Raw genomic sequence first — 15626 nt, 5'->3', positions numbered from 1 at the left:
CGGGACGATGCCCAGAGGTTGTGCCTCGCCCTGCGGGCGGTGGCCGTGCTCTGCGGTGCGTCTCCACGAGACGCCCCAGGAGTTCACCTTGCGTACCTCGCTCCGGCCCGCTGCCGTTCTGCTCGTTGCCTCCGCCGTCGTGTTGCCCGCATTGACGGCCACCGCGGCTTCTGCGGGTGCCGCGCCCGCCGTGACGGATGCCTCGGCCGCTGCCGGTTGGGCGGGCCGTCAGCTGAAGGAGGGCAGTCGCGTCGAGGGTGACTGGGGTCCGGACTTCGGCCTGACTGCCGACGTGGTGCTCGCCCTGTCGGCCGCAGGGCAGGGCAAGGGGGAGGCGAAGGCAGCCACTGACTGGCTCGCCGCGAACGCGACCTCCTACCTGACCGGTGACACGCCCGGTGACATCTATGCCGGTTCGGCCGCCAAGCTCGCCCTGGTCGCCGAGGTCCAGCAGCGGGACCCGAAGAGCTTCGGCGGCCACGATCTGCTCGCCGAGCTTGCCGCGCGTCTCCAGCCCAGCGGCCGCTACACCGACCACGCCACCTTCGGTGGCCCGGACGTCTCGGACTTCTCCAACACGTTCAGCCAGGCGTTCGCCCTGCTTGCCCTCGACCGCCAGGGCGCCGACGCCGTTCCGGCGAAGGCGATCGAGTTCCTGACCGGCAACCAGTGTGTCGACGGCGGCTTCCCGGTGGCCTACCCGGACAAGCCGGCCGACTGTGCCTCGGACGCGGACGGCACCGGCATCGTGGTGCAGGCGCTGCTGGCCGTCGGTCGCAGCGGGGAGGCCGCGAAGGCGCTGGACTGGCTGGAGAAGCGGCAGGCCGCGGACGGCGGCTTCGGCGGTTCCGGACCGACCGCCTCCTCCAACTCCAACTCGACCGCGCTCGCCGTCCAGGCCCTGCGGGCCGGCGGTCGCACCACGGCCGCGGACAAGGGCGTGTCCTGGCTGAAGTCCCGCCAGGTCGGCTGCGCCGGTAAGAGCAGCGACCGTGGCGCGATCGGCTACCAGAAGGCCGAGGTCGACGGCACCACGCTGCGCGCCACCGTCCAGGCCGTTCCCGCGCTCGCCGGGGTGTCGCTCGCGGCGGTCGACGGGCGCTTCGGCACGGCCGGTCTGCCGGCCCTCGAGTGCACTTCGCCCAGCCCGAGCGCGAGCGGGAGCCCGTCCGGTTCGCCGAGCGGCAGCGCCTCTGCCTCCTCCAGCTCGTCGGCTTCGGCCTCGGCTTCGGCGTCCGCATCGGTGTCGGGCTCGCCGACCGGCTCCGGCTCGCCCTCGGCGGCCGTGTCCGCGGTGGCGTCCGACTCGGCCGGCCCCGGGGGCACGGACACCGGCGGCACCCCGTCCTCGGGCGGCCTGGCCTCCACCGGTTTCGAGCTCATGCCGCCGGTCGTCGCCGCGATCGCCCTGCTGCTGCTCGGCGCGGCCGCCGTGCTGACGGCCCGCCGACTTCGCTCGGGCAGCCACCGGTGATCCGCCGCGGCGCCGCCGCCCTGGCCGCGACCGCGGCCGTGGGCGGCAGCCTGCTGCTGCCCCTGCCGGCGCGGGCGGCCGAGGGCTGCGACGGCGTGCTGGTCGTCGTCGAGACGAGAAGCGTCCCCGACCGCCCTGGTTACGGGAGCCGTACCGGCTGCTCGGATGCGCCGCGCAGCGGTATCCAGGCGTTGCAGCAGGCCGGGTTCTCGGTGAAGTTGGGCACCGGTCCGTACGCGGGCGGGTTCGTCTGCGCCCTCGACGGCGCGCCCAAGGCGGGCTGCGGGGCCGTCACCAAGGATCACTACTGGTCGTACTGGTACATGCTGCCGGGCACCTCCACCTGGGTGTACAGCCAGCTGGGCGCGGGCAACCGCGTCCCGCCCAGGGGCAGCATCGAGGGCTGGGTGTGGCAGGACGGCGGCGGCAGCGAGCCGCCGTCCCCGCGCAGCGCCAAGGACCCGGCGCGGCCGGCGACTCCGACGCCGCCTTCGGCCACCACCCGCCCTCCGTCCGGCGGCGGGGGTGGGGGAGCGACGTCCGCCCCACGCCCGACAGGTCCGGCCTCGGCCGATTCGGGAGACACTGCCGGCGGTGCGGTGGGCGGCGCTTCGCCGACTGGCGCGGGTCCGGCGGCCACTGCTGCATCGCCGTCCAACCCGCCCGGCGCCGAATCGGCAGTACCGTCGGCGCCCGCTTCCGGCCCCGCCAGCGCCGGGGCCGGCGCGTCCTCGAACACGTCGACCGCCGCACCGGGATCCAGTCGTGCCGACGCAGGGAAGCCGGCCGGTCACGGGGCCGGGGCGTGGCTGCCGGTGGCGCTCGGCACGGCCGCGGTGGCTGCACTCGCCGGGGCGGCAGCCTGGCGGCGCAGGCGCGCTCCTCGCGCGGGGGATCTGCCGTGAGTCTGCGGCGGGTGCTGCTGCCGCGTCAGCTGCACCCGTTCGCCTGGTGGCTGTGGGCGCTCGGGCTGGCCGCCGCGGCGGGCCGGACGACCAATGTGCTGCTGCTCGCGCTGCTCGCTGCGGTTGCCGGGTACGTGGTGTCGGCGCGCCGCACCGAGGCGCCGTGGGCCCGCGCGTACGGGGTGTTCCTGCGCCTGGGCATCACGGTGGTGCTGATCCGGGTGGTGTTCCAGTCGCTGCTGGTCGGCTCCGGCGGCACCACCGTGCTGCTCGACCTGCCGGAGATCCCGTTGCCCGGCTGGATGGCCGGGGTACGGCTCGGCGGACCGGTCACCGCGGAGGCGGCGTACGCGGCGCTCGACGACGGCGCCCGGCTCGCCGCCATGCTGCTCTGCTTCGGCGCGGCCAACGCCCTGGCGAGCCCGGCCCGGTTGCTGCGTGCCCTGCCGAGGGCGCTGCACGAACTCGGCGTCGCCGTCACCGTCGCACTCAGCGCCGCACCGCAACTGGTCACCGCCGTCGCCCGGGTGCGCCGGGCCCGGCGGCTGCGCGCCCTGCCCGTCAAGGGGCTCCGCGGCACCCTGTCGATCGTCGTCCCCGTCCTGGAGGAGGCGCTCGACCGGTCGCTGACCACCGCCGCCGCGCTGGACGCGCGCGGCTACGGCCGCCGGGCGGTCCTGCCGGCCGGCCGCCGGACCACCGTCCACCTGCTCACCCTCGGCGGTCTGCTCGGTGTCGTCGTCGGCCTGTACGCCGTGTTCGACTCCTCGACCGTGATCCCGGTGGGGCCGCTCGGCGAGGTGACCACCGGCAGCGCCGGGCCGGTCCTGCTCGCCGTGGGCCTGGCCGGCTGCCTGGCCGGGCTGCGCCTCGGCGGAACGGCCGTCCGGCACACCCGCTACCGCCCCGACCCGTGGGTGCTGCCGGAGTGGATCGCCGCCGGAAGCGGCGTCGGGGCGGCCGTTTGCTTCGTCCTGGCCGGCGGGCCGGACTCCGGTCTGGCACCCGACCCGTGGAGCCTGCAGCTGCCCGGCCTGCCGCCGCTCGCTGTCGCCGGTCTGGTGCTGGCGCTGCTGCCCGCCCATCTGACACCGCCACCGCCAGCGGCCGCGTACGGCTCCGCACCGGTCGCCTCCGCGGCGGGAAGCCCGTCCTCGGGCAAGCCCCTGCGGGACGTCCGACCTTCGGGTGCCGACCCTGAACCAGTCGACCCCGCCTTGAACGACCCTGTGAGGAAGCGCCCGTGAACGCCGTCCACTGGGAGCAGGTCACCTTCCACTACCCGCGCGCCGAGGAGCCCGTCCTCACCGGTGTCGACCTCGCCGTCCCGGAGGGCGAACTGGTCCTGGTGCTGGGGGAGACCGGCAGCGGCAAGTCCACCCTGCTGCGGACCGTGAACGGCGCCGTCCCGCACGCCACCGGCGGCACCCTGCACGGGCGTGTGCGCACCGCCGGCCGCGACACCGCGGACCACCCGCCGCGCGAACTCGCCGACACCGTCGGCGTGGTACCGCAGCGCCCGGCCGATGCGTTCGTCGCCGACACGGTCGAGGAGGAGATCGCCTATGGCCTGGAGTGCCTCGCGTACCGGCCCGAGGTGATGCGCCGCCGCGTGGAGGAGACCCTCGACCTGCTCGGCCTCGCCGACCTGCGGGCCCGCCCGCTCACCGCGCTCTCCGCCGGACAGCAGCAACGCGTGGCCCTCGCCGCCGCGTTCGCCGCCCAACCCGCGCTGCTGGTTCTGGACGAGCCGACCAGCGCCCTCGACCCGCCGGCTGCCGAGGAGGTGCTCGCCGCCCTTACTCGCCTCGTCCACGACCTCGGCACCACCGTGCTGCTCGCCGAGCACCGGCTGGAGCGCGTCGCCCAGTACGCCGACTCCGCCCTGCTCGTCCCCGGCAGGGGAGAGCCCGTCCGCTACGGCGCGCCCGCGGCGATCCTCGCCGACGCACCGGTGGCGCCGCCCGTGGTCGAACTGTCCCGGCTGCTCGGCTGGGACCCGGTCGCGCTGAGCGTCCGCGCCGCCCGCCGCCGCGCCGCCGGCCACCCGCTGCGCGACGCCGTCCCGGTCCGCCCGGCCGCCGCCGTACCCGGCGAGAGCGTCGCCCGAGTGCGCGGCCTGGTCGCGCACCACGGTCCCGTCCCAGCGCTGCGCGGTGTCGATCTCACCCTGCACGCCGGCCGGATCACCGCCCTGATGGGCCGCAACGGCGCCGGCAAGTCCACCCTGCTCGCCTGCCTCGCAGGCCTGCACCGGCCCAGCGCCGGAACGGTCGAGGTCGACGGAGCCCAGCCCGGTCGGCTCAGGCGGCGGCAGGCGGCCGGCCTGGTCGGCATGGTCCCCGCCGACCCCGGCGACCTGCTGCTGCACGACCGCGTCGATGCGGAGTGCACCGCCGCCGACCGCGAAGCCGGGGCGACCTTTAGCACCACTGCCGACCTGCTGCGTCGGCTGGTGCCCGGCATCGACCCGGCCGCCCACCCGCGCACCCTCTCCAGTGGCCAGCGCCTGGCGCTGGCTCTCGCCGTGCTGCTGGTCCGCCGCCCGAAGCTGCTGCTGTTGGACGAGCCGACCCGCGGCCTGGACTATCCGGCCAAGCAGCGCGCCACCGAGATCCTGCGGGAGCTGGCCGCGGACGGCCACGCCGTGCTGCTGGTCACCCACGACGTCGAACTGGCCGCCGCGTGCGCCGACAACGTGGCCGTCCTCGCGGACGGCGAGATCGTCACCGACGAACCGGCCGTGGACGCGCTCGCCGCCTCGCCCGCGTTCGCCCCGCAGACCGCCAAGATCCTCGCTCCCGCGCCGCTGCTCACGGTTGACGAAGTCCGCCTCGCGCTCGCCGGGGGACGCCGATGACCACCACCACCTATCTGTCGGCCCGCACGCCGGACCTTCCCCGGCTCGGCCCGCGCTCGATCCTCGCGCTGGTGCTCGTCACCCTGGTCGGGATCGCCGGGTTCGGCTGGCCGTTCCTCGCCGACCACTCCTCGGCGGTCGCCCACGACACCGACGCCCCTTGGCTGTTCGCCCTGCTGACGGTCCTGGTTCTCGCCGTGGTCCTCACGGCCCTGCTGGACGGCGCGGCCGACGCCAAGGCCGTCGCCCTGCTCGGCGTCCTCGCGGCCGTCGGCGCGGCGCTGCGACCGCTCGGCGCCGGAACGGCAGGGCTGGAGCCGATGTTCGTCATCATGGTCCTGGGCGGCCGAGTGATGGGGCCCGCGTTCGGTTTCGCGCTCGGCTCCACCGCGATGTTCGCCTCCGCCCTGCTGACCGCCGGCATCGGCCCCTGGCTGCCGTTCCAGATGCTCACCGCCTCCTGGGTCGGTCTCGGCGCCGGCCTGCTGCCCCGCCGGCCCACCGGCCGCCCCGAGACCGCGATGCTCGCCGCCTACGCCGTCCTCGCGGGCTTCCTCTACGGCATCGTGATGAACCTCTGGTTCTGGCCGCTGAGCATCGACCCCACCTCCACCGTCGCCTACGACCCCGAGGCGGGCCCGCTCGGCAACCTCCACCGCTACGCCGCCTTCTACGCCACCACCTCCCTCGGCTGGGACGTCCCGCGCGGCGTCCTCAACGCCTCCCTGGTCGTCCTCGCCGGGCCCCGCCTTCTCGCCGCGCTGCGCCGCGCCGTCGACCGCGCCGCCTTCGGCGCCCGGATCCGGATCCTGCGGCCGGATGTGACGAAGCCGTCCCAAGCCGGTCCGGCCGGGCCCTTGACCCCGCCTCCGCACAGCCGAGATGATGAATCGTCAGAAAAGCTGATAACTCCGGCAATGGGGGAAGACCGGTCGAAATCCGGCGCTGACCCGCAACGGTAGGCCGCCGCGCATCCTGCGCGTCGGCAAGCCCGAACACCCGCACCGGAGGAACCGTCCTTCCACCCGTCGCGGACTGCGGGTCGGAGCCCCTGTCCCACGACTGCCTCTGCCTTCGTGCAGCGGCGGCGCGGCCGGGCGCGTCCGGACGCAGGCCCGGAAAGGCCACCCATGCAGCTGCGCCTGCGCGCCGCCGCCCTCATCGTCACCGGTGCCCTCGCCGCCACCGCGCTCCTGCCCGCCGCCACCGCGGCGGCCGACACCACCGCCACCACCCGGCGTCCCGACGCCGCCGCGGCCGGCTGGCTCGCCGGCCAACTCGTCGACGGCAATCACCTGGAGACCGGCTTCGACGGCGTCTCCTACCCGGACCAGGGCCTGACCGTCGACGCCGTCCTCGCCTTCGCCGCCGCCCGCACCGCGGACCAGGTGGCCGCCAATGCCACCGCCTGGCTCGCCAAGCCGGACATCCTCGCCGGCTACATCGGCGACGGCACCACCGAGGCCTACGCCGGCGCCACCGCCAAGCTCCTCCTCGCCGCCGAGGTCCGCGGCGCCGACCCGGCCACGTTCGGTGGCGTCGACCTGCCTGCCCGGCTGCGCTCCCTGCAGACCCCGGCCGGCCGCTTCTCCGACCGCTCCCAGTGGGGCGACTACAGCAACGCCTTCGGCCAGTCCTACGCCCTGCTCGCCCTCAACCGCACCCCCGCCGGCGCGCCCGCCGCGGCGGTCGACTTCCTCGCCGCCACCCAGTGCGCCGACGGCGGCTACCCGCTGAACTTCGGTCAGGCGACCTGTGCCAGCGACCCGGACGCCACCGCACTCGCGGCCCAGGCCCTCGCCGCCACCGGCCGCCACGCCAAGGCCCAGGCCGGACTGACCTGGCTCGCCGGACACCAGCTCCCCGACGGCGGCATCGCCAGCGGCGGCGCCACCACGGCGAACGCCAACACCACCGGCCTCGCCGCCCAGGCCCTGCTCGCCGGCGGCCGGATCGCCGCAGGGCTCAAGGCCTGGAACTTCGTCGCCAAGCTCCAGGCCGGCTGCACCGCCACGCCCACGGACCGCGGCGCCGTCGCCTACGACGCCACCGGCCTCAACCCCGCCACCACCACCCGGGCCACCACCCAGGCCGTCCTCGGCCTGTCCGGCACCGGACTCGCCCACCTCACCGCGGCCGGCGCCCGCCCCGCCGCACCGACCCTCACCTGCCCCTGACCGCCACCCGTTCCCACCTGGAGACCACCGTGAACCGCACCCGCCCCCGCCGCAGACTCCTCGGCTCCCTCGCCGCGGCCGCCGTCCTCACTGCCGGCCTGCTCGGCACCACCACCGCCACCGCACCCCCGGCGAGTGCCGCCGCCTGTACCGGCACCTCCGGCGTTACCGTCGTCGTCGACTTCACCGCCCTCGGCGGCAGCATCCAGACCGGCTGCGCCCCCGGCGACCCCACCAGCGGCCTCGCCGCCCTCACCGGCGCCGGCTTCACCTACGCCTTCCACCCGCGGTTCCCCGGCATGGTCTGCCGGATCAACGCGCTGCCGAACCCGTGCAACGGCGCCCCGGCGACCGCGTACTGGTCCTACTGGCACGCAGCGCACGGTGGCCCTTGGAACTACAGCACCCTCGGCGCGGGCAGCTACGACCCGGCGCCCGGCGACGTCGAGGGCTGGGCCTTCGGCGCCGGCTCCCAGCCGGGCATCACCGCCCCCTGACCTGCCACCAGCAGGGCGCAGACCGTACCGCAGGCAACCGCCGAGGCGCGGCTCAGCCCCTGACCCGGTGTCCCCGACGGCAGTAGAGCAGTGCTGCCGTCGGGGACACCGGGCCGTCGTCGTCGCACCGCAGTGCCGGCCCAGCTGCTCGGGGGACGCCGGGCATGTGATCGACTGACGGGACGAAGGGAGAGGACATGCTGATCAACGCAGGAGCCCCGATCGCCCCGACGACCGCCGTGGCACCGGTGGTGTCGCGGGCCGCGCGGTGGGAGGACGACGCCTGCCGCCACCTGCTGGTGTGGCGGGCGGGCCCGGGCTGGCGGATGGTCAGCAGCGCGGTGCTCGGCGGCGGGATCGGCGAGCGCCACTGGGTGCTCAACGCCCAGGTGCGCCCGGGCTACAGCCGGCTCGACCCGGACCGCCACCTCGCCGAGCTCGCGAAGGCCGAGGGGCTGCGCGGTGAGGGTGTCGGTCTGATGACCGCGGCCGAGGTCGACCATGCCATATGGGCCGAGGACGGCGGTGCGACCGTCCTGGTGACGGCCGGTATCGGTGTCCCGGCCTGGGCCGCCGCGCCAGAAGGGCACGCTGCGCTCTCGGGGGCGCGGCCGGACCGGTATGTCCCCGGCACGATCAACATCCTCGCCGTCGTGCCCGCTCCGGTGTCCGACGCAGGGCTGGTGAACCTGCTCGCCACCGCCACCGAGGCGAAGGTCCAGGCGCTGCTGGACGCCGGGTACGACTGCTCCGGTACTCCGTCCGACGCGGTGTGCGTGGCTGTACGCGCGCCGGGTGACGGCCCGTCCGCCGACCCCTTCGGCGGCCCTCGATCGCGGTGGGGCGCCCGGCTTGCGCGCGCTGTCCACCAGGCCGTCCGGGAGGGCGCCGAGCTGGACCGTGTCCGCCGCGTGTCCGGACCGCCCCGGCCGCACCACGGGCCGCGGCCGGACTGCTGCCGAACGGACATCCTCACTCGCCCAGTGGCACGACGGCGAGGCTGAGCGCCGTGCGGCGCAAGACAAAGTCCTCCGGTTGGAACTGCGAAGGGGCGGTGGGAGCAACGCTTCGTTGCTCCCACCGCCCCTTCGCCGGTGAGCTGCGGGTGCCGTCAGTGCGACGGTGCGGCCACCGCGGCTGCAGCGCGGGCGGCGGGCTTCGGGTTGAGCTGCCGTTCGGCGAGGTGGCCGAAGAGCAGCCCGAAGGACGCCCACAGGGTCAGCTGGATGGCGAGCGCCGCGACGCGGAACTGCCAGAGCAGCGCGGCGGAGAAGTCCTCGGGGACCTCGTTGATCGCGGGGAGGAAGACGTAGGCCAGGGCGACAAGCACGCCGAAGCCCAGGACGGCGACGACGGTGGCGTTCCAGTTGCCCAGCCGGGGGGCCAGACGCTTGCCGACGATCACGGCGGCGACCGCCAGCAGCACGCTGAGGGCCATCATCAGGAAGTACAGCGTGGTGCGCTTGCCGATGGTCTCCGGATCGCCCACCGACGGCGGGTTGGCCGGGTACTTGAGGAACGGCACCACGTAGACGGTGACGAGCGCCGCGGCCGACAGCAGGGCCGCGGTGGCGCGCGGCGTGAAGCGGCCGACGCGGCCGAGGGCGAAGCAGAAGGCGAGGGCAGCGATGCCGCCCATGGCCACACCGAACACCAGGACACCGGTGGCCAGGCCCGCAGTGGACTGCAGGGACCGGCTGACGATCTCCATCTCGTGCTCGTGGGAGTGCGACTCCTCGTACGCGATGGCCGCGTCGACGCGGGGCTCACCGAGGAAGTAGGCGACGACGAGGGCGAGCAGGCCGGACGCGAGCCCGGCCAGCATGCCGCGGACCAGGAGGTTTCTGACGGTTGCGGAGTTCACGGAGTTTCGGTTTCCCCTCGGGTCAGTGGCAGGGGAAGCCGAGCAGGTGCCGGCCGTCGTGCACCCACTCGTGCACGTCCTCGCCAGAGATCAGGGAGGTGGCGCCCTGCTCGGCACCGACGAAGTAGATGAGGGCCATCAGCAGGATGCCGAAGAAGACCGCCCACGGGGCGATCGCCTTGAGGGAGATGGGGGCGATAGCGGGGGTGGCGGCGGGGGCGATGGGGTGAGCCACGGCCTGGACCTCCTTTGGGAACACGCGTCCCGTTCGGTGGAGCACGGACGACGGCGGAGGGTCTGACTTCCCGGCCCCGACGCGGTGTCAGGTGCCGGTTCACAGTGGCGCGACCGTGCCGGATTTCCACCGGCTTCCACGCGCTCGTCGTTTCAGTTGTCGACGAGAAGGTACCGTCTTCGCCGGGCGCGGCCAAGGGGTCAGCAGGTGAACACGGAGCCGACCTGCGGACAGCATTGAATATATGCATGCGAACGGGACTGCATGGGGCGTGCGGTGCCGCTGCATGGCGGCATTCGTGATGTTGGTCGCAGACGGCTGCTCACGCGCACTCGCGCGCCCGCCCCTTCGAGCAGGTCTGTCGGCCGAAACGGGTGAAGGGAGGATCCTGCCATTGGTGCGTGGACAAAAGCATTCCAGTCGCAGCGGACCGCTCGATGAGGCGGCCGTCGCGCGGGCGATCCAGGGCATCGGGGACCGCGAACAGCTGCTCCGGGCAGCTCGCGTGATCTCCTTGGTCGCCGAGCCGGGCAGGCTCGCGCTGTTGCTGGGGATGAGAGCCGCAGGTTCCATTGCGGTCTCGGATCTGGCCATTGCCACCGGCATGTCCGACACCTCGGTCTCCCAGGCTTTGCGACGGTTGAAGGACGGAGGGCTGGTCAGTGGGAGCCGGCACGGGCGCGTGATCCGCTACCGGATCTGCACTGGCACGCCAGAGGCGTCCTTGCTGATCTGCCTGCTCGAGAAGGTGCCTTCCGGCTGAACCAGGCCCTGTTCATCCCCTCGCCGCAACGTCCAGCCTTGCGGCGTCAAGCGCTTCAGGTACGGAGGCGAACCCGGAGGCTCGGCCCGCCCCTCACGGCATGTAATCGGGCCAACGCCTCGGGGGCGGGTGGACCGGGACCTGTCAGGCCTTGCAGAATCCGTTACTGCCGCACACCGTGAGCAGCTCGCGGACAGCCACCCGCGAGCGGTCTACTGCCCGGCTCGTTCGGACCGAGGCCGACGGGCCGCTGATCCGTTTCGAGCGTTCGGGCAACACATCACAGATCGGGGGGACCGCGCAGTGGGTAAGAGGCGTGAGCCGCGGCGCATGGAGGTGGACGGGCAGACCATGGTTCTCCTGACAGAGCAGGAGTACCAGACGCTCCTTGCGATCAGGCGGCAGGCGGGGGCTCAGGGCGCCCGTCTCCGGGCCCTTCGGCGAGCCCTCGCCGACCGGCCCGGAGACGAAGAGGGAGCAGACACGCCGATGGGCGAGGCCCGGGCAAGCGCGTCGGCGAACGAATGAACGCCCACCGTGCGGTCTTGCCCCGTGGAACGGGGCGAGACGAGGACCAGCCTTCGTCACGACGCCGTCAGGTTGCTCGGCCCGTCGCCCGCCGCGGGCAGCCGTCAGACGGCGGAATGCAACTGCCTGCCGCACAGGTAGCGTCCGGCCGGCAGCTCCACGCAGGCCGCGGCCACGATGAGCAGGACGGTGTCGAGCACCGTCCCAGCGGTGACAAGCCGCGGCGCGAAGGCGCTGTGGGGCAGGCGAGCGTCGGCCGCCAGCCACGCACCTGTCTCCCGCCCGGGCCCGCCCGAGGCGTCACGCCCGTGCCTGTGCCCCGGCCCTCCGCGACTGGAGCCGGGGCACAGGCAGCCCGGGTCGGTCACCCCTCGGGGTAGGGGTGGAAGCCGCGGCCGGTCTTGCGGCCGAGCAGGCCCGCCTCGACCATCCGGGAGAGCAGCGGCGGCGGCGCGTACAGCGGCTCCTTGTACTCCTCGTAGAGGGAGCGGGCGATCGCCTCGACGGTGTCCAGGCCGATCAGGTCGGCGAGTCGGAGCGGGCCCATCGGGTGGGCGCACCCGTGGACCATGCCGGCGTCGATGTCCTCCGGGGCGGCGTGCCCGGCCTCGGCCATCCGGATCGCGGACAGCAGGTAGGGCACGAGGAGGGCGTTGACGACGAAGCCGGCGCGGTCGCGGGAGCGGACGACGCGCTTGGCGAGGGTGTCGGTCGCGAAGGCCTCGACGCGCCGCAGCACGTCGGGGTGGGTGTGCAGTGACTCCACGAGCTCGACCAGGGGCATCACCGGCGCCGGGTTGAAGAAGTGCAGGCCGAGCACGTGCGAGGCGCGGCCGGTGGTGATGCCGAGCCGGGTGACCGGGATGGCGGAGGTGTTGGTGGCGAGGACGGCCTCGTCGTCGGCGAGGATCTTGTCGAGCCCGGTGAGGACCTCGGTCTTGACCTGTTCGTTCTCGACGACGGCTTCGACGACGAGCTGGCGGTCGGCGAGGGCTTCGAGGTCGTCGGCGAACAGCAGGTGCGCCCAGGCGTCCTCGCGCTCCTCGGGGTCGAGACGGCTGCGGTCCACCGCGCGGTGCAGGGAGCGGTCGATGCGGGCGCGGGCGGCGCGCAGGGCGGTGGCGTCGCGTTCGCAGACGACGGTGTCCAGGCCCGCGCGGGCGAAGACCTCGGCGATGCCGGAGCCCATCTGTCCGGCGCCGACGACGGCGACACGGCGGATGTCGTTCACGGGATTCCCTTCGTTCGGGCGCCTACGCCGCGGTGCGGACCTTGACCAGGTGGCGGGCGTACGCCTCCGTGGTGAGGAAGGCGGGCAGCTCGGGGCCGAGTGCGGTCTCCTCCAGCACCCGCACCGCGTCGTCGACGAGTTGCGGGTCGGCGCCCTCGGCGAGCAGCGCGGCCCGTTCCCGGTCGATCAGCCGGCGCACCAGGTCGGGGGTGGCGAGTGAGCCGCCGGTGAGGCGGGAGCAGTGGTGGACCCACTGCCAGATCTGGCAGCGGGCGATCTCGGCGGTGGCGACGTCCTCCATCAGCCCGAACACGGCTACGGCGCCGGTGCCGCCGAGCCAGGCGGTGAGGTAGCGCAGTGCGACGGCGACGTTGGAGCGCAGGCCCTGGTCGGTGGGCAGGCCGACGCTCAGCCGGTGGACGCCGAGGAGGTCGGCGGCGGTCACCTCGACGTCCTCGCGGGTGCGGTCGAGCTGGTTCGGCCGGTCGCCGAGGACGGCGTCGAAGGCGGTGTGGCAGGTGTCGACCAGGGCGGGGTGGGCGACCCAGGAGCCGTCGAAGCCGTCGCCGGCCTCGCGTTCCTTGTCGAGGCGGACCCGGGTGAGGGCGACCTCGTTGGCCTCGGGGTCGCGCTGCGGGATGGCGGCGGCCATGCCGCCGATGGCGTGGGCGCCGCGCCGGTGGCAGGTGCGCACCAGCAGGTCGGTGTAGGCGCGCATGAAGGGCTGGGTCATGGTGAGGAACGCCCGGTCGGGCAGCACGAACCGGGGGCCGTGCGCGACGAAGTTCTTGATCAGGCTGAACAGGTAGTCCCAGCGGCCGGCGTTGAGCCCGGCGGCGTGCTCGCGCAGCTCGTACAGGATTTCGTCCATCTCGAACGCCGCCGTGATGGTCTCGATCAGGACGGTGGCGCGGATCGTGCCGTACGGGATGCCGAGTTCGGCCTGGGCGTAGGTGAAGACGTCGTTCCACAGGCGGGCTTCGAGGTGGTTCTCCAGCTTGGGGAGGTAGAAGTACGGGCCGCTGCCGCGGTCGATCTGCCGGCGGCCGCAGTGGAACAGGTAGAGGCCGAAGTCGACCAGGGCGCCGATCGCCGGGCGGCCGTCGATCAGCAGGTGGGCCTCGTCCAGGTGCCAGCCGCGCGGGCGGACCACGATGGTGGCCGGGGTGTCGCCGACCCGGTAGTGCTTGCCCTCGGGGGTGGTGTCGTCGATCCGGCGCTCCACGGCGTCGAGCAGGTTGAGCTGGCCGGAGACGATGTTGTGCCAGGTGGGGGCGGTGGCGTCCTCGAAGTCCGCGAGCCACACCTTCGCACCGGAGTTGAGGGCGTTGACGGTCATCCGGCGCTCGGGCGGGCCGGTGATCTCCACCCGGCGGTCGGCCAGGCCCGGGCCGGCGCCCGCGACGCGCCAGTCGGGGTCCTCGCGAACGGCGCGGGTTTCGGGGCGGAAGTCCAGGGTCCCGCCGTCGGCGAGGGCGGCGGCGCGGCGGGCACGTTCGGCGAGCAGCTCGGTGCGCCGGTCGGCGAAGGCGTCGTGCAGGCGGGCGACGAAGTCGAGTGCTTCGGGGGTGAGGATCTCCTCGAAGCGGTCCTCGTGCTCACCGAGGATCTCGACGGGGATCGTGGTGCGGCTGGTCGTGCTCATCCGGTTCTCCAGAAGGGTGTGGCCCGGGGCGTCGTCCCTCAACGAGGCCCCGGGCGGGGTGAACGGCGGCCGTGGAGCGCCCCGCGGGGCGGCCGCCGGACCGGGAGTGCCGTAGGCGCAGGTCACTACGGCACAGGCCGGATCAGTGGAACTGCTCGGCCTCGGTGGAGCCGGTGAGCGCGAGGGTCTCGGCGTTCGGGTTGAGCGCGGTGGAGACCTGGTCGAAGTAGCCGGTGCCGACCTCGCGCTGGTGCTTCACGGCGGTGTAGCCGTCCGGCGCGGCGGCGAACTCGGCCTCCTGGAGGTCGACGTAGGCGGTCATACCGTGCTCGGCGTAGCCGCGCGCGAGCTGGAACATGGAGTGGTTGAGGGCGTGGAAGCCGGCCAGGGTGATGAACTGGAAGCGGTAGCCCATCGCGCCCAGCTCGCGCTGGAACTTGGCGATCTGGTCGTCGTCCAGGGCGGCCTTCCAGTTGAAGGACGGCGAGCAGTTGTAGGCCAGCATCTTGTCCGGGTACTCGGCCTTGACCGCCTCGGCGAACTCCCGGGCCTGGGCCAGGTCCGGGGTGCCGGTCTCCACCCAGAGCAGGTCGGCGTACGGGGCGAAGGCCAGGCCGCGCGAGATGACCGGCGCCATGCCGGGCTCGACCCGGTAGAAGCCCTCGGCGGTGCGCTCGCCGGTGCAGAACCGGGCGTCGCGCTCGTCCACGTTCGTGGTGAGCAGGTTGGCGGCGAGCGCGTCGGTGCGGGCCACGATCAGGGTGGGGACGTCGGCGATGTCGGCGGCGAGGCGGGCGGCGTTGAGGGTGCGAATGTGCTGGGCGGTGGGGACGAGGACCTTGCCGCCGAGGTGGCCGCACTTCTTCTCCGAGGCGAGCTGGTCTTCGTAGTGGATGCCCGCCGCACCGGCCGCGATCATGCCCTTGGTGAGCTCGAAGGCGTTCAGCGGACCGCCGAAGCCGGCCTCCGCGTCGGCGACGATCGGCACCAGCCAGTCCGGGCCGTCGTTGCCCTCGGCGGCGTCGATCTCGTCGGCGCGCAGCAGGGCGTTGTTGATCCGGCGGACCACCTGGGGAACGGAGTTGGCGGGGTAGAGGCTCTGGTCGGGGTAGGTCTGCCCGGCCTGGTTGGCGTCCGCGGCGACCTGCCAGCCCGACAGGTAGATCGCCTGCAGCCCGGCCTTGACCATCTGCACGGCCTGACCACCGGTCAGTGCGCCGAGTGCGTGGATGTAGTCGCGCTCGTGAAGCTGCCGCCACAGGCGCTCGGCGCCGCGCCGGGCCAGGGTGTGCTCCTCGCGGACGGTACCGGACAGCCGCACCACATCGGCGGCGCTGTACGTGCGCTCGACGCCGGCCCAGCGCGGGTCGGCCGCCCACCGTGCGGCCAGCTCCGCCGCCTGCTGCTCCTGCTGCTGCCGAACCGACGTCGTCATGGTTTGCTCCCG

The 15626-nt window shown here is 73.9% G+C and carries 13 protein-coding genes, 1 pseudogene and 2 riboswitches; of the genes and pseudogenes, 8 read left to right on the top strand and 6 right to left on the bottom strand.

Going from position 1 to position 15626, the window contains the following annotated elements; all coding sequences use genetic code 11:
- Positions 1-190 precede the first annotated feature (190 nt).
- Positions 191-1474: a prenyltransferase/squalene oxidase repeat-containing protein gene (locus AB0O09_RS30730; protein WP_363547239.1), complete on the top strand. Its 1284-nt coding sequence runs from the start codon at positions 191-193 to the stop codon at positions 1472-1474.
- 304 nt (positions 1475-1778) lie between these two features.
- Here the strand turns inward: AB0O09_RS30730 and AB0O09_RS30725 are convergent, their stop codons facing one another.
- Positions 1779-1976 (bottom strand): hypothetical protein, encoded by a 198-nt coding sequence (locus AB0O09_RS30725; RefSeq protein WP_363547237.1) that lies wholly within the window; start codon positions 1974-1976, stop codon positions 1779-1781.
- Positions 1977-2375: 399 nt separating this feature from the next.
- On the opposite strand from AB0O09_RS30725, the gene AB0O09_RS30720 reads away from it, so the two are divergent.
- The 6 genes and pseudogenes from AB0O09_RS30720 (at position 2376) to AB0O09_RS30695 (ending at position 8917) form a co-directional block, all read left to right on the top strand.
- Positions 2376-3626 (top strand): energy-coupling factor transporter transmembrane protein EcfT, encoded by a 1251-nt coding sequence (locus AB0O09_RS30720; RefSeq protein ID WP_363547234.1) that lies wholly within the window; start codon positions 2376-2378, stop codon positions 3624-3626.
- Positions 3623-5239, top strand: coding sequence for an ATP-binding cassette domain-containing protein (locus AB0O09_RS30715; protein ID WP_363547231.1), 1617 nt, complete (start codon positions 3623-3625; stop codon positions 5237-5239). Before AB0O09_RS30720 ends, AB0O09_RS30715 begins: the two co-directional genes overlap by 4 nt.
- Positions 5236-5964: pseudogene (locus AB0O09_RS30710) on the top strand (ECF transporter S component); the annotation flags it as partial. The gene AB0O09_RS30715 and the pseudogene AB0O09_RS30710, both read left to right, overlap by 4 nt.
- 143 nt (positions 5965-6107) lie before the next feature.
- Positions 6108-6261: riboswitch (cobalamin riboswitch) on the top strand.
- A gap of 108 nt (positions 6262-6369) precedes the next feature.
- Positions 6370-7416: a peptidase gene (locus AB0O09_RS30705; protein WP_363547228.1), complete on the top strand. Its 1047-nt coding sequence runs from the start codon at positions 6370-6372 to the stop codon at positions 7414-7416.
- A 29-nt stretch (positions 7417-7445) separates the two neighbouring features.
- Positions 7446-7913: a flagellar hook-length control protein FliK gene (locus AB0O09_RS30700; protein WP_363547225.1), complete on the top strand. Its 468-nt coding sequence runs from the start codon at positions 7446-7448 to the stop codon at positions 7911-7913.
- Between the two features lie 197 nt (positions 7914-8110).
- Positions 8111-8917 (top strand): adenosylcobinamide amidohydrolase, encoded by an 807-nt coding sequence (locus AB0O09_RS30695; protein WP_363547222.1) that lies wholly within the window; start codon positions 8111-8113, stop codon positions 8915-8917.
- 107 nt (positions 8918-9024) lie between these two features.
- Here the strand turns inward: AB0O09_RS30695 and AB0O09_RS30690 are convergent, their stop codons facing one another.
- Together AB0O09_RS30690 and AB0O09_RS30685 are read right to left on the bottom strand one after the other, a co-directional pair.
- Positions 9025-9777 carry a CbtA family protein gene (locus AB0O09_RS30690; RefSeq protein ID WP_363547219.1) on the bottom strand — a complete coding sequence of 251 codons (753 nt, stop codon included), beginning with the start codon at positions 9775-9777 and terminating at the stop codon, positions 9025-9027.
- 22 nt (positions 9778-9799) lie between these two features.
- The gene (locus AB0O09_RS30685) at positions 9800-10012 is read right to left on the bottom strand and encodes a CbtB-domain containing protein (protein WP_363547216.1); all 213 of its coding nucleotides are present in this window, start codon (positions 10010-10012) and stop codon (positions 9800-9802) included.
- A gap of 60 nt (positions 10013-10072) precedes the next feature.
- A riboswitch (cobalamin riboswitch) is annotated at positions 10073-10150 on the bottom strand.
- A 148-nt stretch (positions 10151-10298) separates the two neighbouring features.
- Here AB0O09_RS30685 and AB0O09_RS30680 point away from each other — a divergent pair.
- A complete protein-coding gene (locus AB0O09_RS30680; RefSeq protein WP_363547213.1) occupies positions 10299-10775 on the top strand; it encodes an ArsR family transcriptional regulator in 477 nt (158 codons plus the stop codon).
- Positions 10776-11667: 892 nt separating this feature from the next.
- Here the strand turns inward: AB0O09_RS30680 and AB0O09_RS30675 are convergent.
- The 3 genes from AB0O09_RS30675 to aceA all read right to left on the bottom strand — a co-directional run bounded on the left by AB0O09_RS30675 (position 11668) and on the right by aceA (position 15614).
- Positions 11668-12534: a 3-hydroxybutyryl-CoA dehydrogenase gene (locus AB0O09_RS30675; RefSeq protein ID WP_363547210.1), complete on the bottom strand. Its 867-nt coding sequence runs from the start codon at positions 12532-12534 to the stop codon at positions 11668-11670.
- Between the two features lie 22 nt (positions 12535-12556).
- Positions 12557-14179 (bottom strand): malate synthase A, encoded by a 1623-nt coding sequence (gene aceB, locus AB0O09_RS30670; RefSeq protein WP_363547207.1) that lies wholly within the window; start codon positions 14177-14179, stop codon positions 12557-12559.
- Between the two features lie 142 nt (positions 14180-14321).
- Positions 14322-15614: an isocitrate lyase gene (gene aceA / locus AB0O09_RS30665; protein ID WP_363547204.1), complete on the bottom strand. Its 1293-nt coding sequence runs from the start codon at positions 15612-15614 to the stop codon at positions 14322-14324.
- Positions 15615-15626: the final 12 nt, after the last annotated feature.

Origin of the sequence: Kitasatospora sp. NPDC093679, from assembly GCF_040683455.1 — a bacterium.
Classification (GTDB): domain Bacteria; phylum Actinomycetota; class Actinomycetes; order Streptomycetales; family Streptomycetaceae; genus Kitasatospora; species Kitasatospora arboriphila.
This window is presented reverse-complemented; position numbering and strand designations above follow the sequence as displayed.

Excerpts from the sequence above, each read along its gene's own strand:
- AB0O09_RS30705 (WP_363547228.1), top strand. The coding sequence starts at position 6,370 with ATGCAGCTGCGCCTGCGCGCCGCCGCCCTCATCGTCACCGGTGCCCTC.
- AB0O09_RS30695 (WP_363547222.1), top strand. The coding sequence starts at position 8,111 with ATGCTGATCAACGCAGGAGCCCCGATCGCCCCGACGACCGCCGTGGCA.
- AB0O09_RS30680 (WP_363547213.1), top strand. The coding sequence starts at position 10,299 with ATGGCGGCATTCGTGATGTTGGTCGCAGACGGCTGCTCACGCGCACTC.
- aceB (WP_363547207.1), bottom strand. The coding sequence starts at position 14,179 with ATGAGCACGACCAGCCGCACCACGATCCCCGTCGAGATCCTCGGTGAG.
- aceA (WP_363547204.1), bottom strand. The coding sequence starts at position 15,614 with ATGACGACGTCGGTTCGGCAGCAGCAGGAGCAGCAGGCGGCGGAGCTG.